The following is a 23490-nucleotide window of genomic DNA, read 5'->3' as shown; positions in this document are numbered from 1 at the left end:
TTTTAATATAAATCAGCCAAAAAAGCGATGCTTTTGAAGGAAATCCAACCTAAGACGGAGTTCAAAAATGAATCTCCTACCAGTTTCTTTCTCACGGACAGACCGTAAAAGGCCAGGATCCATCATCCTAGCCTTCCATTTCTATTTTTCAAATTCTTGTTTGATCAAGTCCATCAAAGAGTTGCGGTCGAGGATCCATTGGGCCCGTTCGTCCTTCTCATAGGTCCGGTTGGACAAAAAGATCACAGCTTCCTGCCTCTTTCGATTATACATGATGAAGGTTCCAGTATAGCCCGTATGATCTAACCAGTCCCCCTCTAGATTCCATCCGAGAGCGCGGGTCTTGCCCTCTTCACGCGCAAAATTCTGAGACAAGTCACGCGCAAAATCCTCCTTCAGATAACGCTCTAAGAAGCGCTCTAGATCAGCAACAGTTGAAAAAAGTCCAGCACTTCCCGCATGAGGGCCCAGAACTCTCGCTTTGGGATCATGAACACTTCCAGAAGCCACTCCACGGACCGTTGGCACCGCCTTTTCGACCGGTCCAAACCGTGTCTCCGTCATCTTCCAAGGTGTAAAAATCAGCTCTTCAAATAAGCGATCCAAGGGCTGGCGAAACCTGTCTTCTAACCAAAAGCCCAGCAGAAGAAAATTGACGTCGGTGTAATGAAAACTCTTGTCTTCTTTTAACTGCAAATTTTCAAGAGCTGTTTTCAACTGTCTCGCATCCAATTGATCCCGGTTGGGGATAAAAGGATCCAGCCCAGAAGTATGGGTCAAGAGTTCCCGGATGGTCGTCTTCTCATGAGCAAAACGCGGGTAAAGCTCTTTAAAGGGGCGATCAAGCGCAAGCTCCCCTTTCGCATACAAAAAGGCACAGATGGTAGCAACTCCGACGACCTTACTGACACTAGCCAAATCATAGACCAGGTCAGCCACTACTGGCTCTCCTTTTTCAGGATCCGCTAGTCCCAGATAGTGCTCACTCCACTGACCATCGCGGTAAAGCGCAAGAGAGGCACCTGGATAGATGCCTTCTTGGATTTGTTCGGTAATTTTTTCGATGATTGCATTCACGCTCATCACTCCATTCTTATTCTTCATAAGAAATATGGACCTGATCTTGATTGGCTTCAAACCAGAGTTCGATCTGACTTGGATCCTTGGCAATCAAGAAAGTTCCCTTACGGTGCACAAAATCGACAGCTTCTCCCAAGCGTTCTTTCAAGTCTTCCACATCAAAAGATGCCAATTCGACCTTGATCATGCTCAAATCCCAAGTAACCTTGTTCTCAACTTGGAGATCTTTTCCTTGGGCTTCCTGAAAATGGATAAAGTGGGCCAGATCTGGCAAGCGTCTGTAAAGCTCCTGAGATTGGGCAAGATCAACCACGTTGACCTCAAGAAAGTCCACATCAAAGTTCGTCAAACCTTTAAAATCTTCGGGAGCTTCTACAAGAGGCGCTTTCTCCAACGGTTCTAGGCTTTCAAGATTTTCTTCAGCATGCACGAAAATGGTATCTCCTTGAGGAGACACAACTTCAAAGGCGCGACCATTAGCTCCTTGGTAAAGGGCGCTTGTTTCTGGCTGGCGGGCCAACAAATAATCAATTTCTTGAGCTTGTGCCACTTTCACCACGATGCGACCCAATTTCTTTGGACCTTCGACCTTACGCGAACGCATACTCGGTGACTCTTCTAAGACGATTTTTTCTACTTTTGAGGCATCTCCTAAAGATAGGAGAGCTCCTTCTTCCACTAATACTTTCATTCCCAATGTCTCTTCATAAAAGCGTTGATTGACATTTCGGTTATTCACTTTCAAGACTGGGATCACTCTTACGATCTGATTTGCTGTCATACTTTCCTCCAAGCACTTTTTATTGTAAAAGATTTTCTGGCTTTTTACAAGAAATCTTGTGCAAAAAAGACAGATTTTTCAAAAATAAAAATCTGTCTTTCTTTACTTAATATACTGTTCGTGTATGGACCCGCCCGTTTGGAGCTTCAAATTCATATTCTAAGTAATCCTGATAGGTCCCCGGTGCAATCACTCCACGAACATCTAATACAGCCGTTCCCGCCTGTCCCACAATTGAATCTGCTAACAGACAGCAATTAGTAGACAGAACAAAGTAAGATTTAAAACGCGAAGAAGTAAATTTATATAGCTCAGCCCCTAAATCATATTTCAATTTGTAAGCGTAGGCCGGCTGACCGTCTTCCAGTAACCTCCTAGGTGGATCCCAAGGTTCTAACAACTGATCAATTTCAGCTAGACGCTTCTCTACTGCCTGATTCTCTTCTTCGGTAAGGGATAGGCTGTAGCCAAACAGCGTCTTTTGACTCTCTTTTTTACATAGTTCGATGTATGGTTCCTTATCCACTTTAAACAGTACGCCATCCCCAATCGTCCCAAATAGACGCTCTGAAAAGGGATCGTAACTTCCGTAAGAAATGACCTTCCCCTGATAACAAATATCTACATGCCCAATCGCTCCAAATAAGTTGCTGTCAGAAGTATGAACCAAAATTTCTAATTCCCTTGCCTCTTCTTCTTTTTTCACCAATCGATAAGGGCCTGTGTGTCCCGCCGAGCTCCCTTTTTGAAGAAACTGGTTAAACCGTTTTAACTCCTTAGCAGGGATAAAGGCTGCAAAGATAACCGGTAGGCTAATACGAAAGCGACGTTTTAACTCTTGGCCTTGTTGGTCTTTGTCAAATAAAATACCATCTCGAATATTAGAAATCCCCAACAAGACCAGATAAGCCCCCAAGAGGATAAATTGGAAGTGCCCATCTGAACCAGGTTCCAAGACAGTTGCTAGACCAATCCCACCGTTTAAAAGCGCATCCCATAAATAGAGCCAGCCTCCTTTTACCCGATTGGCCTTATAAAGCCAAAATGTGATCCCATAGACAATGGCACTCCCCAACTGATATGCCCCTAAACAAATCACAACTAAGTTTACGGGCAGACTACTCAGTCGATTCAACCAGATCAACGCAAGTGAAAGAAAAATAAACCAAATAGAGTGGCTATAGGAAATAGACTTGCTACGTAACAAAAAGCGAAGAAGAAAGCTTCCTAGTCCATCAACTAAAAAGTAAATGGCTAATAGATCCAAGGAAAATTTGGTGAAACCAACGCCGTTTCGAAAAATGAGAATCCCAAAAATGACGGCAAGAACCCCAAACAATAAGGTCCGTCTTCTTGCAACTTGTTCAAAAGATATTTTTTTCAATATTCCTTCTCCTTATAGACGAAAGGTCTTTAGACAAATACTATTTTATCAAGTATAATATAAGAAGTAAAGAACAAAGAACAAAGAAACTGATAAAAGGAGCAGCCTATGAAATACAATCAATATAGCTATCTATCTGTTGACCAAAAAGACATTCTTAAGGAACTAAAAGAAATTGGGTTTGACCTTCCCACCCACCTCCCAGAAAAAGAACTGTTTGAATGGTTTGTCCGCAAGGTTTACTTCACCTATAAAGATACAGATTATCCCCTCTCTAACCTAGTGGTGGATTCTAAAACAGACTTTTTAACTTATATCCAATCTGACCGCGAATGGTCTTCGAACATTTTTTACACAGTAGCTCTCCAGTTGCTCGGTTTCCACTATTTTATTGATTTTGAAGATACGACCAGTTTTTTGAAAGAAGTCCAATTTCCGATTGAGTATGGAAACTTGGTTGAAAACCTCTATCACCTCCTCAATACTCGAACAGTCAAAGGGAATTTACTAATTGATCAGTTGGTTAGCGATGGTTTGATTCCTGAGACCAACCAGTATCACTATTTTAATGGTAAGAGCCTCGCGACCTTTACAAGCCAGGATGCCATCCGCGAGGTCGTTTATGTCGAAAGCCGGGTCGATACCGATAAGGATGGTCTGCCAGACTTGGTCAAGGTCAGCATCATCCGTCCTCGCTATGAAGGAAAGATTCCAGCTGTCATGACCGCTAGCCCTTACCACCAAGGGACTAACGACAAGGCCAGCGACAAGGCCCTCTACAATATGAATGTCGACCTCGAGGTTAAAGAACCTCATACCATTCAAGTAGAAACACCTCAATTAGAATTGGTGGACCCTCTTGGTCAAGCTGAACTAGTCGATGAAGCTGAAGAAACACTCACTCATATCAACTCTAGCTACACCCTCAATGACTACCTGCTGCCCCGTGGCTACGCCAATCTTTACGTATCTGGAGTGGGGACAAAAGATTCGCAAGGGCTAATGACCAATGGAAGTTACCAACAAATCGAAGCCTACAAGAATGTCATCGACTGGCTCAATGGCCGTTGCCGGGCCTTTACAGATCACACACGCCAGCGTCAAGTCAAAGCCGACTGGTCTAATGGAAAGGTCGCAACTACCGGGATCTCCTACCTTGGAACCATGTCTAACGGTCTTGCGACCACAGGTGTGGACGGCCTAGAAGTCATCATTGCAGAAGCAGGGATCTCTTCTTGGTACAACTATTACCGCGAAAATGGTCTCGTGACAAGTCCTGGTGGCTATCCAGGTGAAGATTTTGACTCCCTTGCCGAATTGACCTATTCGCGCAACCTTCTAGGTGGGGATTATTTACATCACAATGCGGCCCACCAAGCCGATCTTGATCGCGTCAAAAAAGAGCTGGAACGCGCTTTCGGAGACTACAATCAGTTCTGGCACGATCGCAATTATCTCTTAAACGCAAATCGGGTCAAGGCAGAGGTGGTCTTTACCCATGGCTCCCAAGACTGGAACGTCAAACCCCTTCACGTCTTTAATATGTTCCAGGCTCTTCCAGCAAGCATCAAGAAACACCTCTTCTATCACAATGGTGCCCATGTCTACCTCAACAACTGGCAATCCATTGACTTCCGCGAAAGCATGAACGCCCTACTTTCTAAAAAATTACTGGGCTACGATTCAAGCTATGAATTGCCTGCTGTTATCTGGCAGGACAATACAGGAGAACAAAGTTGGACTTCCTTGGATGATTTTGGCAACCAAACAAGAAAGCGAACCTTCCCCCTGGGAGATGACGAAAAAGTCATCCAAAACCGCTACGAGACAGAAGATTATGAGCGCTATGGCAAGGCTTATCCGACCTTCTTAACGGACCTCTACCAAGATAAGGCCCAACAAGTGACCATTGACCTTCCAATCGAAGAAGACCTACACCTCAATGGGAAAGCTCGCCTTCACCTGCGACTTCACTCCAGCACCAATAAAGGTCTTCTCTCAGCCCAACTCTTAGAGCTTGGAAGCAAGAAATACCTCCAACCCTATCCTGCTGTCTTGTCAGTCCGTACGCTGGATAATGGTCGCTACCATATGCTAGACAACTTGACTGAATTGCCATTCAAGGAAGCGGGCCAACGAGTGATTTCGAAAGGTTATCTCAACCTCCAAAACCGGCATGACCTCTTAGAAGTTGAGGCCGTAACGCCAGGCGAGTGGATGGAATTTGACTTTGATCTCCAGCCAACCATCTACAAGCTCGAAAAAGGTGCAACTCTTCGCTTGGTCCTTTACACGACGGACTTTGAAATCACTGTGCGTGATCAAACCGATTACCAACTCACCATTGACTTAGCACAATCAAGCCTCCATCTTCCTGAAATGACAGAGGCCCACTAATCGTGGTATCAAGGCGTAGCCTTTCTTTGCTTCATTTGACAGCTTAGCCTACTTATGTTACTATCTAATAGAGTATTTCATAGAAAAAGATATTAGAGGAAGTTATGGCGATTGAAAAAACTGTCAGCGAAATTGCTGAAATTTTAGGAGTCAGCCGCCAGGCGGTCAATAACCGTGTCAAGGCGCTGGCTCCAGAAGATACCCAAAAAAACGAAAAAGGGGTTACCGTTGTAACCCGTAGTGGCTTGATTAAGCTCGAAGAAATCTACAAAAAAACTATTTTTGAAGATGAACCAGTCAGCGATGATGTGAAGCAACGCGAATTGATGGAAATTTTAGTAGATGAAAAAAATGCTGAAATCGTCCGTCTCTACGAGCAACTCAAAGCCAAAGACGAGCAACTCGCTAAGAAAGATGAACAGTTGCGCGTGAAAGACGTTCAAATTGCTGAAAAAGACAAGCAATTGGACCAACAACAACAATTGACTTTACAAGCAATGAACGACCGAGATACCTTGAAACTTGAACTTGAACAAGCCAACGAAAAAGTTCAGGAGCAAGAAAGCAAAGGTTTCTGGGCACGCGTTTTCCGTCGATAATCCGGGGCTGGATCCTACCAGTCCCTTTTCTTTTCTACCACAGGAGATTTCCCATGAAAGCATTAGAAGATTATATCGCCTTTGACCTCGAATTTAACCAATACGAAGGCGCCTATCAGATCATCCAAGTGTCTGCCGTACACTTTACGCACGGTAAAGAAGTCGATCACTACGACTCCTACGTCTACACCGATAAGCCCCTAAAAAGCTTTATTAACGGCCTGACTGGCATTACCCAGGACAAGATCCAAAATGCCCCTCAACTCGAGCAGGTCCTCAGCGAATTCAAGGCCTTTGTAGGAGACCGGCCCTTGATCGGATACAATGCCAAAAAGAGCGACCTACCCATCCTACTTGAAAATGGCTTGGATCTAGAAGACCAGTACGCTGTCGATGTCTTTGACGAGGCTTTCGAACGTCGTCCATCTGACCTCCACGGCATTAAAAATCTCCAACTCCACACCGTTGCAGAATTTTTGGGAGTCGCAGGAAAATCACACGATAGCTTAGAGGACGCCCGCATGACAGCTCTTGTCTACGAACAATTCCTCGAATTTGATCAAGGCCGTACCCTCCTTGAAGAGCAAGAGAACTTCTCCACCAACCCCTTCGGAGGCTTGGACTTATCCGGATTCTTTGATGAATAAAAAAAGCTCAAAACTGAGCAGTACTCCTAGAGTTAGATATTTTCATATCTTTCTTTGGGGGTGCTTTTTATTTCATTTCTGTAAAGATTGACTAAAGTAAATTTTCATCCGACAGACAAATAGAGCATTTTCAAAGGCTTATCTTAAAATATTAGTTATTAAAGATTTAATCATTTCTAATTTTTTGAATATTCATTGACCAGACTTATTCTTAGATGTATAATGAGCATGTAAAATATATCACAAAGAATAATATGTAATAAGATTTAATGATTACATCTGATATTTCTCAATCATAGGGTTCTATTTTCTAGGAGAGAGTTATGATTAATATCTTTAAATATCTTGATAAAAAAACAAAATACCTAACCATTATTGGAGCACTGGCAAATGGGGGTCTCGCATTAGGGCAACCTTTGGTTGTCGCCAAAGCATTATCGATAGATCAAAATAACCTTACCTATTCCTCTATTTGGAAATTTGCTCTCTTTGGTTTTTCTGTCTATTTCGCTTTGTATAGTCTAATGTTATTTTGTAATCATGCAAATAATGTCTTTCGACGTGAAATTCACATGAATATCCGAACGGCCCTTTTTCAGAAGTTAATGGAAGACAGGGAATATAGTGAAGATGAAAAGATTACCATGCTGACACAGGATATGGAATTTCTAGGAGATAACTTTTTTGAACGCTATATGTCTATTTCATGCTGGGGATTTGGGGCACTGATTACGGCGATCTATATCATCGCCCAAAATGTTTTATTGGGTTCTATCTTTGTTTTCTTCACAATCTTACGTCCTATTCCACAATTCTTGATGAATAATAAGCTAAAGAATTCAGGGGATGAAATGTCTCAGGGAAGAACAGCCGTTCATAACCAAATCTCTGATAGTATTCGAGGAGCTCAAACCTTGCGGATGAATCAGGCCTTGCCTGAAAATTCTCAGCGCGTCTGGAATATCAACCTACGTTATCAGCGAGCCATTCAAAAGTTTGTTTTTACCCATAATATTGTTTTCTTTTGTAATGGTTTTATGGTCTTTCTGAGCCAAGTACTTCCCTTGGTATTAGGGTTCTTCCTTGCTATGCAGGGTCATCATGTTTCAGTGGCTAGCCTGGTTGCTATGTATATTGCTGCTGGTCAACTGGTAGGGCCTATCCAAAATATCATGTATGATGTGGTTGAAGTACAAGGAGCCAAAACAACGGCAGAAAAGATTTTCGGAATCTTGAATCGAGCAGATGATAGTGAAACGGACAATCATTCGATCTCTCAAGTAGAAGAACTAGAAATTTCTCATTTAAGTAAATCTTATAACGGTAGAGAGATTATTCGCGATCTTAATCTAGCCATTCGACAAGGCGAAAAAGTCCTCATCAAAGGGCCAAGTGGCTGTGGGAAATCAACCCTCTTTCGAATGATCACAGGAGAAGAAAAGGCGGATGATGGGACGATTACTTGTCGTACAAGAGATGGAGTTAAAACAAGTCACTTTGTTCGTCAGGTAGGCATTATCAGCCAGCATCCTTTCCTCTTTAATGATACTATTCGCTACAATCTCAGTTTGGGACAAGAGTTTTCAGATCAAGAATTAGAGACTGTTTTAAGACAGGTCAAACTCGATCATGAACTAACTGATGGGCTTGATTTTGTAATCACTAATAACGGAGAAAATATTTCAGGCGGACAACGTGTCCGGATTGAACTAGCCCGCTTCCTACTTCGTAAAAAGGATATTTTATTAGCAGATGAGGTAACTGCAGCTCTTGACGTAGAAAATAGTCAAATGGTTCGAGACTTGATTTTCTCACTACCGATGATGGTGTTAGAAATCGCTCACCATATTGATGATGAAAGTCGATACGATCAAGTCATTGAACTAAGAAAAGAATAAAATTGCTGACATAAACCTAAAAATATATCGTTAGTGTTTCAAAGAAAGAAAATACTAAAACTTTCCGCCGTGAGAAAAGTGCCTGAAACAATAACGTTTCAGGCACTCGGAATTATTGAGACCTTAGGCTCAATAATTAGTCTTGGAACTTCCTGGATTGCTGAAATCATCCACTGGATAATTTCACCTAACGTCCGTACTCACCCAAGGAAAGTTTTTAATATGACTTTGTCTTCAATCTGAAAAAGGCTCAAAACTGAGCCTCTTTTGAGTTAATGAAAACTTCCTTAGCTTAAAATGGTAATTTCCCTGCGAAAGCACCGAGTTTTTTCTTGGTTGCAGCATCAATTTCTTCAATGGCAGCATTGATGGCTTGCACCGTCATATCAGAAAGCGTTTCTGTATCTTCTGGGTCGACCACTGCAGCATTGAAATCAATGGAAACAACCTTCTTATCACCTGTAAGAGTTGCAACAACCAAATCCTGAGCAGATTTCCCTACAAATTGAGTTGCGGCTAATTCCGCTTGGCGTTGCTCCATTTGCTTTTGCAATTTTTGAGCTTGCTTCATCATATTTTGCATATTCATCATAGTAATGACATTCCTTCCAACTTCTGAAATTTACAGTTCATTATACCATTTTTTAAACGCTTGGAAAAGCTTTGGATAGTAATCATGAAAAGCTTCTTTCACTCCGGATGGATTTTTAAGCTTTCACTACAAAATGAAAGAGAGCCTTTTTGAGCCTCTCTCAGAAAAATAATAAATTGTTTTAGGATAAAATCATCGAAGCCACAATTGGACTAATGAATACATACAAAATTCCTGTGATCCCTATTGCCAATCCTGCCATAGCACCGGCCACATGACCATACTTAAACGCTGTCCCTGTTCCTACTGCATGTCCAGTTCCTCCAAGGGCTAACCCAATAGCTACTGGATCCTTTATTTTTAACAGTTTCAATATCGTTGGACCCAAGACACTTGTTAATAATCCAGTTGCTACAACTACCACAAGAGTGATGGTCGTAATTCCTTGCATTTTTTCAGTAATCCCAACTGCCATTGCAGTCGTAACCGATTTTGGAAAGAGCGAAATGGCTAGAAAGTACTTCATTCCAAATGCTTTCGCGATCAAGGCTGTAAAAATCGTATTCACAATAACCGCTACTGTTGAGCCGATCAAAATACTCCGTGCATGATGCTTCATCAAATGGAAACTTTTATAGAGAGGAATCCCCAAGGCGACTGTCGATGGTCCAATCAACTGATTTAACAGGGAACCACCGACATAGTAATCTTTATAAGAAATTCCTGTAATCATTAAGAATAAGATAACGATTACTGTAGCCACTAAAAGTGGCGTTGTTATTGGATGGGGATATCTGCGGAAAATTAACATCCCAATCAAATAAGCCCAAATAGATAAGACAATCCCAAATAAAGGATTACTCGCAAAATTAGCCACGCTTGTGTCCCCCTTCTGGATAATCACCCTCAAAACGATTTTTTATAAAACTAACCACGATTGCAATTAAAGCCACATTGATGACCAAGGCTCCAACTAGAATCAAAATAATCGGAAATAGATAAGGAGCGATCACATGGAATTTATCCATGATACCGACAGCAGGGGGAAGAAACAGAATCGTCATGTTTGCTAATAAAAAATTTCCTACCATATTGACGTGGCGCATACGTAGTAACTTAAACTGTAATAATAAAAATAGGATCAACAGCCCGATCATACTTCCAGGAATTGGTAAGTGCAACCCATCAGAAATGATTTCACCAATTAATGAAATCGTGAATATAATCGTCAGTTGTACATATAATTTCATCTTCATCTCCCTTTTTATGGATCATTTCCAATAAGGATTCGTATCCTCGCTTCTGCTTACTTAGAAGTAAACATCCATTTATCCCTATCAGTTTACTCCTTTTCGGAAAATTTGCAAGCTTTTTTCTAAAAAAATAAAACAAATTACCAAAAATTGAAGCTACTATTTTGATTCATGACATCCATTTTATGATACAATGAAACCAAAAACGGTTAAGTTAACATGAAAGGATCTACATGACTCATTTTCACACCATTGTCATCGGTGGTGGCCCAGCAGGTATGATGGCGACCATTGCCAGCGCCTCTTATGGCCAACCTACGCTACTGATCGAAAAAAATAAAAGGCTCGGTAAGAAACTTGCTGGTACCGGAGGAGGTCGCTGTAATGTCACGAACAACGGAACCTTAGACGATTTGATGGCCGGTATCCCTGGAAATGGGCGCTTCCTTTACAGTGTGTTTTCCCAATTTGATAATCATGATATCATCCAATTTTTCACCGATAATGGCGTCAAGCTAAAAGTCGAAGATCATGGCCGGGTCTTTCCTGCTAGTGATCAATCTCGCACCATTATTCAAGCCTTAGAAAATAAGATCCTTGAGCTAGGTGCTAGCATTGCCACCAACTGTGAAGTGGTCTCTGTCACCAAGCCAGAAGACGTCTTTATCGTCAAATCTGCTGAAAAAACATGGACAGCTGACAAGCTGATTGTCACAACTGGTGGCAAATCCTACCCTTCCACTGGCTCTACCGGCTACGGACACGATATTGCCCGCCACTTCAAACACACCATCACCGCTCTCGAAGCGGCAGAAAGTCCTCTTTTGACAGATTTTCCACACAAGGCCCTCCAAGGGATCTCTCTGACAGATGTGACCCTTAGCTACGACAAACACATGATCACACACGACCTTCTCTTTACCCATTTTGGACTTTCTGGCCCTGCAGCCCTTCGGATGTCCAGCTTTGTTAAAGGCGGGGAAATCTTATCTCTGGACCTCCTTCCGACCACTTCTTCTCAAGAGTTAAAAGACTTTCTAGAAGAGTATCGAGAAAAGGCGATTAAAAATAGCCTCAAAACCCTTCTTCCTGAACGGTTAGCTGATTTCTTGGCGCAAGGATTCCCTGAAAAAGCCAAGCAACTCACTCCTAATCAGACAGAAGAGCTCATCCAAAAGATCAAAGAGCTGCCTATCCCCGTCACTGGGAAGATGTCTCTAGCCAAGTCCTTTGTGACCAAGGGCGGTGTCAGCCTTAAAGAAATCAATCCTAAAACCCTAGAAAGCAAGCTCGTTCCTGGACTCCACTTTGCAGGAGAAGTCCTCGATATCAATGCCCATACAGGCGGTTTTAATATCACATCCGCCCTCTGCACCGGTTGGGTAGCAGGGAGCCCTCATTACTGATAGAAATTCACTAACTTTATTCTCATCTATTGAAATAAAATTTTTAAAAATTCTTTACAAGTTAGTATTTACTTGATAGAATGGATTGGTATAAAATTTATAAAGGAGATTATTAGAATCATGGATTTTGATTTTAGTGTTAAACTCATGACTGAGTTTTTCGGGACAGCTTTGCTACTTATCCTCGGAAACGGTGCTGTTGCAAACGTTGAATTAAAAGGAACTAAAGGTCATCAAAGCGGATGGCTTGTCATTGCGATTGGATATGGGATGGGGGTAATGATTCCAGCCTTGATGTTCGGTAATGTTTCAGGGAACCACATTAACCCAGCCTTCACTCTTGGACTTGCGGTTAGCGGACTCTTCCCATGGGCAAATGTTTTACCATACATCGTTGCTCAACTTCTTGGAGCAATGTTTGGACAATTGGTTGTCGTTGCGTGTCACCGTCCATATTATCACCAGACTGAGAATCCAAACAACATCTTGGGAACATTCTCAACGATTTCTAGTTTGGATAAAGGAACTCCTGAAACACGTAAGGCTGCTACCATCAATGGTTTCATCAACGAGTTTGCCGGATCATTCGTACTTTTCTTTGCGGCACTTGGATTAACCAAGAATTTCTTCGGAGCAGAGGTTGCTGGTCTAGCTCAAAAAGCTGCGGCTGAACAAGGAGGAGTCTTTAATGCTACTTCAACAGCAGCAAAATTGGCTTTGGCACAAGCAGATGCTCCAGGTCTAGGTGTTGCTCACTTGGCTCTTGGATTCCTTGTTATGGCTCTCGTTACTTCACTTGGAGGTCCTACTGGACCTGGTTTGAACCCTGCACGCGACCTTGGTCCTCGTTTGGTCCATGCCTTCCTTCCAAAGTCTATCTTGGGAGAACACAAAGGGGATTCTAAATGGTGGTATGCTTGGGTACCAGTTGTAGCCCCAATTCTTGCTGCTATCTTAGCTGTATTATTGTTCAAAGTTATCTATCTTCGTTAATCTATCTAAAAAGACGAACTCGATTTTCCATCGAGTTCGTCTTTTTATTGTTCTTTGGTTAATGAAAAACGGAAATCATTGTATTTGTTGTAGTCAAATGGTGTATTGGTAGCCGTTGTGAAAACAATCGGTGTATAGTGTCCTTCTTCCAAGATAAAACCAGGTTCGAGTCGGAAGTCAGCTACACCTAGACCTGTGATCCCAGGAAGCAAGGCATCAGCTCCATCAAGACCTTCAGCATCCCAATAGTAGATATTTCCAGTTGCTTTGACAGCTCTAGCCGTATAGGTCGCTGTCCGAGTCGGTTCGCTATCATTTTTGAAACTAACCACTGTTGTCACATCCCCATTGGCATCCACAGTCATTTTAATCGCATCCGCTTGTGGACTAGATCCTACCCAAGTTCCCACCAATTCTGCAGGGACAGGGGCTTGCGTCGTAGTAGACGCATTCTCGGTCTTACCAGAGTCTTTTGAAGCTGACGCGCTACTGGCTTGAGTCGAAGAGCTAGCTGTATCGTTTGCCTGAGAGGAAGATGCGGCACTCTTTTTGCTATTACTTTTGGCTTTTTTCTCTACCTTGCTGGTAGATGCTTTTGCGGATGAGGATGCTGTTTTTTTATCCTTAGCACCACAACCACCGAGAGCTAGACCAAGTGAAGCAGCCACCAGAACAGCGGCACTCCAACGGAAGATTGATTTTTTCATACGATCACCTCTTTATCTTTCTGACTCCCATTATACTCCAATTGTTACAAAAATCAAGTTTTTTTGTAACAATTGTAATTTTTTTGTAACATATTTTTCCATTTAAAACACTAATCGTAACAGGGCAATCAAGACAATTCCAAACAAGACGGTTCCCATAAGATTTTTGTAACGAAAGGCTACAAAGAGACTGGGAATGGTCACTACTAGGTCCAACCAGTGGAGCTGCGGGAGACTTCCAATTTTCCCATCTACTAAGCTTGATAAAACCAAGGCAAAGATAATGGAAATGGGCAGGTATTTGAGAAAGCGGGTTACAGGAGCCGGCAGTCCCTTGTATTTGACTAAGAGGAAGGGCAAGATCCGAGGAATCCAGGTAACGAGGGCTGAGGCCAGAATGGCCATGAAGATATAACTATTCACGCGCATCACAGACCACCCCCACAAAACAGCCGATCAAGGTCGCAGCTAGCACAGCTAGCGGTTGCGAAACAAAAAAGAGTAAGAGAAAGAAACTCACTGCTACTGCTAAGAGCACCATTAGCATGGTCTTGGTCTTTTCTGTCAGTTGCATTCCTTGGAACTGGGCTGCAAAAATCCCAATAAACATAGCCACTAAGGCAAAATCAAGCCCAAAAGCCTTTGGATCTGGTAGGAGAGATCCCAGAGCTGTTCCGATAACCGTCGCACTGATCCAGGCCACATAACCTACTAGATTGTTCCCATGCATCCAAGGAACTGTAATGGTATCCGTCTTTAACTTCTCACTCAAGTAGACCCCGTAACTCTCATCGGTCAAGAGGCTTCCAATCCCAATGGTATGAGCGAGACTCGCGTCCTTAAAATCAGAGGACGTATGCAGACTCATCAACATATTCCGGAGATTGATCAAACACACGGTCAAGGCCATATTCAAGATCGAAGAGTGGGTCGCAATCAGAGAGATCATCGCAAACTGAGCCGCGCCTGCATAGACTAGAATACTCATCAAGGCCATCTCCAAAGGAGAAAGATAGGGAGACGCCACCACACCGCAAGCCAGGCCAATACTGATATAGCCTAGAGCTGTCGGCAGCGCATCCCTCACCCCCTGCCAAAAATCTTTTTCCATACTCTCACTCCTTCCTGAATCATTGACCTCTATTATAACACAAGAAAAAAAGTTGAAAAGGGACCAATGAGAGAGAAAGCTTTATAATCCCTTTCCTCATCATTCTTTTATTCCCTCTATCATACCGAATTTTCTTTCGACTCGCAAATCCGCTACTAGTTGGTGAGATCCCAACAAAAAAGCCATTGGAATCGCGCATCCAATTGGCTCCTTTTTCTTATTCAATTCCTTCAAAGGCTAGGCTTGGTTTGGCATTGAGGTCCCAGCCTGCAAAGTTTTCTTTGTTCCATTCGCTGACGCTGGCATAGGCAATCATCCCTGCATTGTCCCCGCAGAGACGCAGAGGCGGAATGATGACCTTAACATCCGTGATGTCAGAAGCCAAGCGTTCACGAAGACCTTGATTGGCTGCAACCCCACCCGCAACGACTAGAGTCTTGACTGGATATTTCTCCAAAGCCTTTTTGGTCTTGGCCATGAGAATGTCTAAGACGGCTGCTTGGAAACTCGCTGACAGGTCTGCATTGGAGAGGCTTTCTCCTTTTTGCTGGGCATTATGGTGCAGATTGATAAAGGCCGATTTGAGCCCTGAAAAAGAAAATTCCAGATTGTCTTCCTTGATCATGGCCCGTGGGAAATCGTAGATATCAGCCCCTTGGTGGGCTAGCTGATCAATCTCACGTCCTGCTGGATAGGTCAATCCCATCACGCGCCCAACCTTATCATAAGCCTCTCCTACAGCGTCATCACGGGTCTCTCCGACGATCTTATAATCCCCCGCTTCACTGACGTAGACCAACTCGGTATGTCCTCCACTCACCAGCAAGGCTAAGAGCGGAAATTCTAAGGGCTCCACGCTTTGAGCGGCCATCAAGTGTCCTGCCATATGATTGACAGGAATCAAAGGAAGGCCGTGCCCCCAGGCAAAGGCCTTAGCTGCAGCCAAGCCGACTAAAAGAGCCCCAACCAGGCCTGGGCCGTAAGTAACGGCTACAGCGGTGACCTCGTCTTCTGTGATCCCTGCTTCTTCTAGGGCTTCTTCAATACATGCCGTGATAACTTCCACATGGTGACGAGAGGCTACCTCAGGCACCACTCCACCAAAACGCTTGTGACTTTCGATTTGACTGGCAATGACATTGGATAAGAGTTGGTCGTCATTTTTCAAGACAGCCACGCTGGTCTCATCACACGATGTCTCAAAAGCCAAAATATATCTATCTTTCATTCGGGTTCCTCTTCATGATCACGGCATCCTCTATCGGATCGTGATAGTAGTTTTTCCTCCGTGCAATTTCTTCAAAATGCATTTTTTTGTATAGGCCTTGGGCCGGTTGATTGGACACACGCACTTCTAAGAAAAGCTCTTTTTGGTCCGGCAACTGCGCGAGTAACTGCTGAGCTAGGCCTTGGCCTTGAAAGGCGCGCTTGACCGCAATCTGTAAGACCTCTGCTTCATAGAGAGTCTCTTGAATGGCGACAAATCCAAGGACTTGTCCTTCATCCACAGCTAGGAAATAGAAGATCGATTCCTGCTCTAAATCAGCTTCAATCTGCTCCAACTTCCAGGGACTAGCTTCATAGACATCTTCCATCACAGCGAGAATGGCAGCTGCATCCTGGACGCTCCCTTTCCTGATTGTTCCTTTCATCATAGGCGCTTGATGTAAGAGGTCGTTGTTTCCGTGTGGTCTTTGAGCCAATTTTCCTCTGCTTCGACCCGTTTGAGATAATGAGGGACGAAATCATGGAGGCTAACAGGCGCTTGTTTGAGACCGAGACGTCCGATTTTCACTGCATCTGGCAAGGTTTCATAGTAAGTAGCCCTTGGCAGGCTAGAGGCAATCTGCTCCTTAAAGGCCGTGACTTCTCCGACAAAGGTGACCTGCTCACTTGTCGCTGCACGCTCTAGGACTTCCTCAAATGGAAAATGCCCTTCTGGTGTGACCAGCTGATCATTTTGGTAAAAACCTGCATAAACGTTGTTTCGACGGGCATCCATGACAGGCACTACCAAACCTTCTAGATCATCTGGCACTAGGGCCAAGAGGCTCGAAACCCCGACCAATTCAATCCCTAAGGTATGAGCCAATGTCTTTGCGGTTGCGACCGCAATGCGCAGTCCAGTGTAACTCCCAGGACCTTCTGCTACCACGATGCGATCCAAGTCCTTGGGTGTCAAGTCAATTTGTTGCATCAAAAAATCGATGACCGGCATCAAGGTGATACTATGATTCTTTTTAATGGTTAATGTTGTTTCTGCAAGTAGAGTCTCATCTTCTAAAATCGCTACAGAAAGAGCCTTACTCGAGGTATCAAATGCTAATAATTTCATTTCCTACTCCTCTTGAACTGGATTATATTATACTACAAATTCCCTTCAAATCCCAGCGAAACTCTCCTCTAGAGCGCAGGATTTTCCTATCCAAAACCGCTCAAAAGCTTCTCTATTATAGGTCTTTGCCTCTCTGACTTTTCCAGTCTATCTTTTACTTACAGGCGAATTTATGATATAATGATAATTAATTGTATCGAATCAGGTCCACTAGTTGCGAGTAGGAAACTCTAGTGATTGCACTCCTCCGTAGCTAACAAATAGACCGAAATAATGAAAGGAAAATTACTTCATGATTTACAAAGTTTTTTATCAGGAAACTAAAGACCGCAACCCTCGTCGTGAAACCACGCATGCACTTTATCTCGATATTGATGCACCAAATGAACGCGAAGGACGCATCCAAGCACGTCAATTGGTTGAAGCAAACACAGATTTCAACATTGAATTTATCACACCACTTTCTGAGCAACACCTTGCTTACGAGAAAGAGTCAGGTGCTTTTGAACTAACGGAGTACTAATCCATGGCTTATACCTTAAAACCTGAAGAAGTTGGTGTATTTGCCATTGGTGGACTTGGAGAAATCGGGAAAAATACCTACGGGATCGAATACCAAGATGAAATCATCATTGTCGATGCCGGGATCAAATTTCCAGAAGATGACCTCCTTGGAATCGACTATGTCATTCCGGATTACTCTTATATCGTAGATAACATCGATCGCGTCAAAGCGGTCCTCATTACCCACGGACACGAAGACCACATCGGTGGGATTCCTTTCCTTTTGAAACAAGCCAATGTCCCTATCTACGCTGGACCTTTGGCGCTTGCCTTGATCCGTGGAAAATTAGAAGAGCACGGCCTTCTTCGTGATGCCAAACTCTACGAAATCAACCAAAACACTGAACTTCAATTTAAAAATCTTAAAGCAACCTTCTTCCGTACGACTCACTCGATTCCAGAACCTTTAGGGATTGTGATTCACACCCCTCAAGGAAAGATTGTTTGTACCGGAGACTTCAAATTCGACTTCACACCTGTTGGGGAACCGGCTGACCTCCATCGTATGGCGGCCCTTGGGGAAGAAGGCGTTCTCTGCCTGCTCTCAGACTCAACCAACGCGGAAGTCCCAACCTTTACCAACTCTGAAAAAGTAGTTGGCCAATCCATCATGAAGATCATCGAAGGCATCCATGGACGCATCATCTTTGCTTCCTTTGCTTCGAATATCTTCCGTCTCCAACAAGCTGCTGAGGCAGCAGTTAAGACAGGTCGTAAGATCGTCGTCTTTGGCCGCTCGATGGAAAAAGCCATCGTCAATGGAATCGAGCTTGGCTATATCAAGGTCCCTGCTGGAACCATTATCGAGCCAAATGAGATCAAAGACTATGCGGCTAATGAAATCCTGATCATGTGTACAGGAAGCCAAGGAGAGCCAATGGCAGCCCTCTCTCGGATTGCCAACGGAACGCACCGCCAAGTGCAACTCCAACCAGGAGATACCGTGATCTTCTCTTCTAGTCCGATTCCTGGTAATACAACCAGTGTGAATAAATTGATCAATACGATTTCTGAAGCGGGTGTCGACGTCATTCACGGGAAGATCAACAACATCCATACTTCTGGACACGGGGGGCAACAAGAACAAAAACTTATGCTCCGCTTGATCAAACCAAAATACTTCATGCCTGTCCATGGTGAATACCGGATGCAGAAGATCCACGCAGGACTTGCGCGTGATTGCGGAGTAGAAAAAGACAATATCTTCATCATGAGTAATGGTGATGTCCTTGCCCTTACAGCCAACTCTGCTCGTATCGCAGGAAGCTTCAATGCTCAAGATATCTATGTCGATGGAAATCGTATCGGTGAAATCGGGGCTGCTGTCCTTCGTGACCGGAGAGACCTTTCCGAAGACGGTGTCGTGCTTGCTGTTGCGACTGTTGACTTCAAATCGAAGATGATCCTGGCTGGACCAGACATCTTGAGCCGTGGTTTTATCTACATGCGTGAATCAGGAGATCTGATTCGTGAAAGCCAACGCATTCTCTTCAATGCTATTCGTATCGCCTTGAAGAACAAAGATGCCAATATCCAAACCGTCAATGGTGCGATTGTCAATGCCCTTCGCCCATTCTTATACGAGAGCACAGAACGTGAACCTATCATTATTCCAATGATTCTCACGCCAGATGACGAAAATTAAAAAACAACCAGTTGAGAAACCTATCTCAACTGGTTTTATTATGGTTTTTTTAAGATTAAAAAAGCTTGGAATGTCTCCCAAGCTCTTGTTTCTTAATAAAGATCTAAATAGTTGTCTACTTCCCATTGAGATACGAAGGTCGCATAGCTTGCCCATTCGATTCGTTTGGCTTCAAGGAAGCTGGTGTAAATATGTTCACCCAAGGCAGCTTTCACCACTTCGTCTTCTGTCAAGGCTTTCAAGGCATTGTGAAGGGTAGAAGGGAGATCTGTAATTCCAGCTGCTCTACGTTCTTCCGGTGTCATCACATAGATATTTTCTTCGATCGGAGCAGGTGCTTCGATTTTATTTTCAATCCCGTGAAGGCCAACTTCAAGCAAGACTGCCAAGGCTACATAAGGATTGGCCATTGGGTCTACGGAGCGCAATTCCAAACGAGTTCCCATACCACGTGATGCTGGCACACGTACCAATGGGGAACGGTTGCGACCTGCCCAAGCGATATAAACGGGAGCTTCATATCCAGGAACCAAACGTTTATAAGAGTTGACAGTCGGGTTGGTCACGGCTGTAAAGTTGTAGGCATGCTTGATCAAACCACCCAAGAAGTGATAAGCTGTTTCTGACAATTGCATTCCACGTGGATCTTCCGGATCAAAGAAGGCATTGTTGCCATCCTGGTCAAAGAGAGACATATTACAGTGCATACCTGATCCGGCAATTCCAAATTTTGGTTTGGCCATAAAGGTTGCATACAAGCCGTGTTTACGAGCGATAGTTTTCACGACAAGTTTAAAGATTTGGATCTTGTCACAAGCGCGGAGAACTTCGTCATACTTAAAGTCGATTTCATGCTGACCAACGGCTACTTCGTGGTGGCTGGCTTCTACTTCAAAGCCCATCTTGGTCAAGACATTTACGATTTCACGACGAGTGTTATCTGCGAGGTCTGTTGGAGCCAAGTCAAAATAGCCACCTTTGTCGTTTACTTCAAGAGTTGGGTCTCCATTTTCGTCCAACTTGAAGAGGAAGAATTCTGGTTCTGGTCCCAGGTTAAAGGATTTGAATCCAAGCTCTTCCATATGACGAAGGGCACGTTTTAAGTTGCCACGTGGGTCTCCTGCAAATGGTTCCCCTTCTGTCGTATAGACATCACAGATCAAGCCAGCTACGCTACCATTTTCATCTCCCCAAGGGAAGACTGTCCATGTATCCAAATCTGGGTAAAGATACATATCTGACTCGTTGATACGGACAAATCCTTCGATAGAAGAACCATCAAACATGGCTTTGTTTGAAAGAACCTTGTCCAGTTGCTCATCGGTAGCTGGAATTTCGACGTTCTTCATGGTTCCCAAAATATCAGAGAACATCAAGCGAATAAAAGTAACATTTTTTTCTTTTACTTCACGGCGAATATCTGCAGCAGTAATTGACATTTTTGTCTCCTTAAAATAGATTACAAGCTTATGAAATGATCAACGAAATTGACCATATGGCGATGGGGAAGATGTGAAGCGACTTTGCTGAAGAATGTCACGATGAAGAGCCTTACGGATCTCTTCTTGACTGACAACCTTGGTTTGCTCTTGCTCTTTTTCCGCATATTTCTTCTTAATATCCGCAATATTGAAGCCATCTGAGATATAATCTTTGATCTCAAGCAGGCGGTCCATATCGTCCAACGAATACATACGGCGATTGCCTTCTGTCCGATCAGGAGAAATCAATCCCTGATCTTCATAATAACGAATCTGGCGAGCTGTCAAGTCGGTCAGCTTCATAACACTTCCAATCGGAAAGACTGCCAGCGAGCGTCGTAATTCCTTTTCCTTCATACCATTCCTCTTTCTATTCTATTATATCGAAAAAAAAATCTATGTCAAGATTAAATGTTATATAATCTTACATAGGTTTTTTGTGTTTCTTGAGAAAATCGCGAATGCGATCCACATCCGAATTGACCAAAATCGCAACGAAAACGCCAATAAAGGTCTCAAATATTCGGGCAAAAACATATAAGAAGGTTTCTCCGTTAGGAATTGAGAGGGTAATGATCAGCATTGCCGAAACTCCTCCGATAATTCCTGCTTTATTATTCATAGCGACATTTGTCATAATGGTTAACATGGTCGCAATGGGTACAAAAATCAGAGTCACCCAATACGCCCCATGAAAGAGCGTTTTTAAAAGGAAGAACAATACGGCATAAAAACCTCCGATACTGTTGCCCATGACACGCGAAGCTCCGAAGTGGACACTCTTATCAAAGTCTTCCCTCAAACTAAAAACAGCTGTCAAAGTCCCGATCTGAAGGCCTCGCCAGCCAAATATTCCAAAAATAAGTAGTACAATAAAAACGGCAATCCCTGTTTTAAAGGTTCTCATCCCCAAACGGAATTTGGACCAATCAAATTTGTGTCGTTTAAAGTAATCCATGGTCACCTATCTTTCTATTTCTATTATTCTACCATATTTTCAGAAAGGAGAGAACAGTTATCAATAGAAAGAAAAAAGAGAGTGGGACAGAAATCGGTAATTTGTTAGAATTCGATTTCGTCGTCCCACCTCCGCACAGTTGAGTAGGGCTGTAAAAGCTGATGAAATCAGCCTAGTAGAGCCCACTCAACCACTGCGTCTTGCTCGACAATTCAAAAATAATTGAGAGGCTAGGACTTTTGTCCCAGCCTCTTTCATTTTATTTAGTTTATTTGTCTGTAAGAGCAGCCAATCCTGGAAGTTCTTTACCTTCAAGGAGTTCCATAGAAGCACCGCCACCAGTAGAGATCCATGAGAATTTGTCTGCACGGCCAAGGTTGATCGCAGCAGCAGCTGAGTCACCACCACCGATGATTGATTTAACGCCTGGTTGTTTCACGATAGCGTCCATCACACCGATTGTACCAGCTTGGAAGTCAGGGTTTTCAAATACACCCATAGGTCCGTTCCATACAACTGTTTTCGCACCAGTCAATTCTTGGTCGAATTTAGCGATTGATTTAGGACCGATATCAAGACCAAGGAATCCTGGATCTACTGCTTCACCTTCAGTGTCTTTCACTTCAGTGTAGTCAGCAAATGCGTTTGCTTCTTTTGAGTCAACTGGCAAGATCAATTTACCGTTTGATTTTTCAAGAAGAGCTTTCGCAACATCCAATTTGTCTTCTTCTACAAGTGAGTTACCGATTTCGATACCTTGTGCTTTGTAGAATGTGTAAGTCATCCCACCACCGATAAGGACTTTATCAGCTTTTTCAAGCAAGTTTTCGATAACACCGATCTTGTCAGATACTTTAGATCCACCAAGGATAGCTACGAATGGACGTTCTGGAGCTTCAACTGCTTCTTTGATATAAGCAATTTCGTTTTCAAGAAGGAATCCAGCAACAGCTTTATCAACGTTTGCAGAGATACCAACGTTAGATGCGTGTGCACGGTGAGCAGTACCGAATGCATCGTTTACGAAGATACCATCTCCAAGTGATGCCCAGTATTTACCAAGTTCAGGATCGTTTTTAGATTCTTTCTTGCCGTCAACATCTTCGAAACGAGTGTTTTCAACCAAGAGAACTTGTCCATCTTCAAGAGCGTTAACAGCTGCTTCCAATTCAGCACCACGTGTAACACCTGGGATAAATTTCACTTCTTGACCCAATTTAGCAGCCAAGTCAGCAGCTACAGGAGCAAGTGATTTACCTTCTTTATCTGCTTCTTCTTTTACACGTCCAAGGTGAGAGAAGAGGATTGCACGTCCACCTTGTTCAAGGATGTACTTGATAGTTGGAAGAGCTGCAGTGATACGGTTATCGTTAGTGATCACGCCATCTTTTACAGGAACGTTGAAGTCAACACGAACGAGAACTTTTTTCCCTTTCAAGTCAACGTCTTTAACAGTCAATTTTGCCATTAGATATGACTCCTTCTTTTTTTAATACATGATAATTATATCACAAAAGCTGTAAAAGAGGTAGAAAAATCCAATGCTTTTCCCCTCTAATTCACAGGATCCGAACGACACTTCTAAATACAAGATCAAACCTCTCTGGTTTTCACCAGAGAGGTTTTTTTGAGAGTGACTTTTTAAGTGAACAAAAGAAT

The 23490-nt window shown here is 43.2% G+C and carries 24 protein-coding genes; 8 read left to right on the top strand and 16 right to left on the bottom strand.

Annotation, left to right across the window (positions count from 1 at the left end; genetic code table 11):
• Positions 1–141 precede the first annotated feature (141 nt).
• The 3 genes from RDV49_RS03585 to RDV49_RS03575 all read right to left on the bottom strand — a co-directional run bounded on the left by RDV49_RS03585 (position 142) and on the right by RDV49_RS03575 (position 3245).
• Complete coding sequence (locus RDV49_RS03585) at positions 142–1083, bottom strand: serine hydrolase domain-containing protein (RefSeq protein ID WP_037608103.1); 942 nt, start codon at positions 1081–1083, stop codon at positions 142–144.
• A 10-nt stretch (positions 1084–1093) separates the two neighbouring features.
• A complete protein-coding gene (locus RDV49_RS03580) occupies positions 1094–1861 on the bottom strand; it encodes a CppA N-terminal domain-containing protein (RefSeq protein ID WP_003008829.1) in 768 nt (255 codons plus the stop codon).
• Between the two features lie 106 nt (positions 1862–1967).
• Positions 1968–3245, bottom strand: a complete 1278-nt coding sequence (locus RDV49_RS03575; protein ID WP_003008831.1) for a DUF308 domain-containing protein — start codon at positions 3243–3245, stop codon at positions 1968–1970.
• Between the two features lie 108 nt (positions 3246–3353).
• Here RDV49_RS03575 and RDV49_RS03570 point away from each other — a divergent pair, with 108 nt between their 5' ends.
• The 4 genes from RDV49_RS03570 (at position 3354) to RDV49_RS03555 (ending at position 8786) form a co-directional block, all read left to right on the top strand.
• Complete coding sequence (locus tag RDV49_RS03570; protein WP_003008833.1) at positions 3354–5642, top strand: Xaa-Pro dipeptidyl-peptidase; 2289 nt, start codon at positions 3354–3356, stop codon at positions 5640–5642.
• Between the two features lie 104 nt (positions 5643–5746).
• Positions 5747–6241, top strand: a complete 495-nt coding sequence (locus RDV49_RS03565; RefSeq protein ID WP_003008835.1) for a DUF536 domain-containing protein — start codon at positions 5747–5749, stop codon at positions 6239–6241.
• A gap of 53 nt (positions 6242–6294) precedes the next feature.
• Positions 6295–6888 (top strand): 3'-5' exonuclease, encoded by a 594-nt coding sequence (locus RDV49_RS03560; RefSeq protein ID WP_003008837.1) that lies wholly within the window; start codon positions 6295–6297, stop codon positions 6886–6888.
• Positions 6889–7211: 323 nt separating this feature from the next.
• On the top strand, positions 7212–8786 hold the full coding sequence (locus RDV49_RS03555) for an ATP-binding cassette domain-containing protein (RefSeq protein WP_003008839.1): 1575 nt from the start codon (positions 7212–7214) through the stop codon (positions 8784–8786).
• A gap of 292 nt (positions 8787–9078) precedes the next feature.
• Here RDV49_RS03555 and RDV49_RS03550 read toward each other — a convergent pair whose 3' ends face one another.
• The 3 genes from RDV49_RS03550 to RDV49_RS03540 all read right to left on the bottom strand — a co-directional run bounded on the left by RDV49_RS03550 (position 9079) and on the right by RDV49_RS03540 (position 10628).
• On the bottom strand, positions 9079–9378 hold the full coding sequence (locus RDV49_RS03550) for a YbaB/EbfC family nucleoid-associated protein (RefSeq protein WP_003008841.1): 300 nt from the start codon (positions 9376–9378) through the stop codon (positions 9079–9081).
• A gap of 181 nt (positions 9379–9559) precedes the next feature.
• Positions 9560–10255, bottom strand: a complete 696-nt coding sequence (locus tag RDV49_RS03545; protein WP_003008843.1) for an LrgB family protein — start codon at positions 10253–10255, stop codon at positions 9560–9562.
• Positions 10248–10628, bottom strand: coding sequence for a CidA/LrgA family protein (locus tag RDV49_RS03540; protein WP_037608107.1), 381 nt, complete (start codon positions 10626–10628; stop codon positions 10248–10250). Before RDV49_RS03540 ends, RDV49_RS03545 begins: the two co-directional genes overlap by 8 nt.
• A 236-nt stretch (positions 10629–10864) precedes the next feature.
• Between RDV49_RS03540 and aao the strand changes: the two genes are divergently transcribed.
• Both aao and gla read left to right on the top strand, forming a co-directional pair.
• A complete protein-coding gene (gene aao / locus RDV49_RS03535; protein WP_003008847.1) occupies positions 10865–12037 on the top strand; it encodes an aminoacetone oxidase in 1173 nt (390 codons plus the stop codon).
• A gap of 120 nt (positions 12038–12157) precedes the next feature.
• Positions 12158–13030 (top strand): aquaglyceroporin Gla, encoded by an 873-nt coding sequence (gla, locus tag RDV49_RS03530; RefSeq protein WP_037608109.1) that lies wholly within the window; start codon positions 12158–12160, stop codon positions 13028–13030.
• Positions 13031–13074: 44 nt separating this feature from the next.
• On the opposite strand, the gene RDV49_RS03525 is transcribed toward gla, so the two are convergent.
• The 6 genes from RDV49_RS03525 to tsaB all read right to left on the bottom strand — a co-directional run bounded on the left by RDV49_RS03525 (position 13075) and on the right by tsaB (position 17183).
• Entirely contained in the window at positions 13075–13737 is a 663-nt protein-coding gene (locus RDV49_RS03525; RefSeq protein WP_003008851.1) for a hypothetical protein, read from the bottom strand.
• Between the two features lie 102 nt (positions 13738–13839).
• Positions 13840–14166, bottom strand: coding sequence for a branched-chain amino acid transport AzlD family protein (locus tag RDV49_RS03520; RefSeq protein ID WP_037608111.1), 327 nt, complete (start codon positions 14164–14166; stop codon positions 13840–13842).
• Positions 14153–14848: an AzlC family ABC transporter permease gene (locus RDV49_RS03515; protein ID WP_003008856.1), complete on the bottom strand. Its 696-nt coding sequence runs from the start codon at positions 14846–14848 to the stop codon at positions 14153–14155. Before RDV49_RS03515 ends, RDV49_RS03520 begins: the two co-directional genes overlap by 14 nt.
• Before the next feature lie 217 nt (positions 14849–15065).
• On the bottom strand, positions 15066–16076 hold the full coding sequence (gene tsaD, locus RDV49_RS03510; protein WP_003008859.1) for a tRNA (adenosine(37)-N6)-threonylcarbamoyltransferase complex transferase subunit TsaD: 1011 nt from the start codon (positions 16074–16076) through the stop codon (positions 15066–15068).
• Positions 16066–16503 (bottom strand): ribosomal protein S18-alanine N-acetyltransferase, encoded by a 438-nt coding sequence (gene rimI / locus RDV49_RS03505; protein ID WP_003008861.1) that lies wholly within the window; start codon positions 16501–16503, stop codon positions 16066–16068. The genes tsaD and rimI overlap by 11 nt, the downstream gene beginning before the upstream one ends.
• Complete coding sequence (gene tsaB / locus RDV49_RS03500; protein ID WP_003008864.1) at positions 16500–17183, bottom strand: tRNA (adenosine(37)-N6)-threonylcarbamoyltransferase complex dimerization subunit type 1 TsaB; 684 nt, start codon at positions 17181–17183, stop codon at positions 16500–16502. The genes rimI and tsaB overlap by 4 nt, the downstream gene beginning before the upstream one ends.
• Before the next feature lie 292 nt (positions 17184–17475).
• Between tsaB and RDV49_RS03495 the strand changes: the two genes are divergently transcribed.
• The gene (locus RDV49_RS03495) at positions 17476–17706 is read left to right on the top strand and encodes a DNA-directed RNA polymerase subunit epsilon (RefSeq protein WP_003008866.1); all 231 of its coding nucleotides are present in this window, start codon (positions 17476–17478) and stop codon (positions 17704–17706) included.
• A gap of 3 nt (positions 17707–17709) precedes the next feature.
• Positions 17710–19392, top strand: coding sequence for a ribonuclease J1 (rnjA, locus tag RDV49_RS03490; RefSeq protein WP_003008868.1), 1683 nt, complete (start codon positions 17710–17712; stop codon positions 19390–19392).
• 92 nt (positions 19393–19484) lie between these two features.
• On the opposite strand, the gene glnA is transcribed toward rnjA, so the two are convergent.
• From glnA to RDV49_RS03470, 4 genes are all read right to left on the bottom strand, one after another.
• Positions 19485–20831 (bottom strand): type I glutamate--ammonia ligase, encoded by a 1347-nt coding sequence (glnA, locus tag RDV49_RS03485; RefSeq protein WP_003008870.1) that lies wholly within the window; start codon positions 20829–20831, stop codon positions 19485–19487.
• A 39-nt stretch (positions 20832–20870) separates the two neighbouring features.
• Positions 20871–21230: a MerR family transcriptional regulator gene (locus RDV49_RS03480; protein WP_003008872.1), complete on the bottom strand. Its 360-nt coding sequence runs from the start codon at positions 21228–21230 to the stop codon at positions 20871–20873.
• A gap of 67 nt (positions 21231–21297) precedes the next feature.
• The gene (locus tag RDV49_RS03475) at positions 21298–21831 is read right to left on the bottom strand and encodes an FUSC family protein (protein WP_003008874.1); all 534 of its coding nucleotides are present in this window, start codon (positions 21829–21831) and stop codon (positions 21298–21300) included.
• Between the two features lie 268 nt (positions 21832–22099).
• Positions 22100–23299 carry a phosphoglycerate kinase gene (locus RDV49_RS03470; protein ID WP_003008876.1) on the bottom strand — a complete coding sequence of 400 codons (1200 nt, stop codon included), beginning with the start codon at positions 23297–23299 and terminating at the stop codon, positions 22100–22102.
• Between the last annotated feature and the right edge of the window lie 191 nt (positions 23300–23490).

The sequence above is a fragment of the Streptococcus parasanguinis genome (genome assembly GCF_031582885.1).
Lineage (GTDB): Bacteria > Bacillota > Bacilli > Lactobacillales > Streptococcaceae > Streptococcus > Streptococcus parasanguinis_M.
This window is presented reverse-complemented; position numbering and strand designations above follow the sequence as displayed.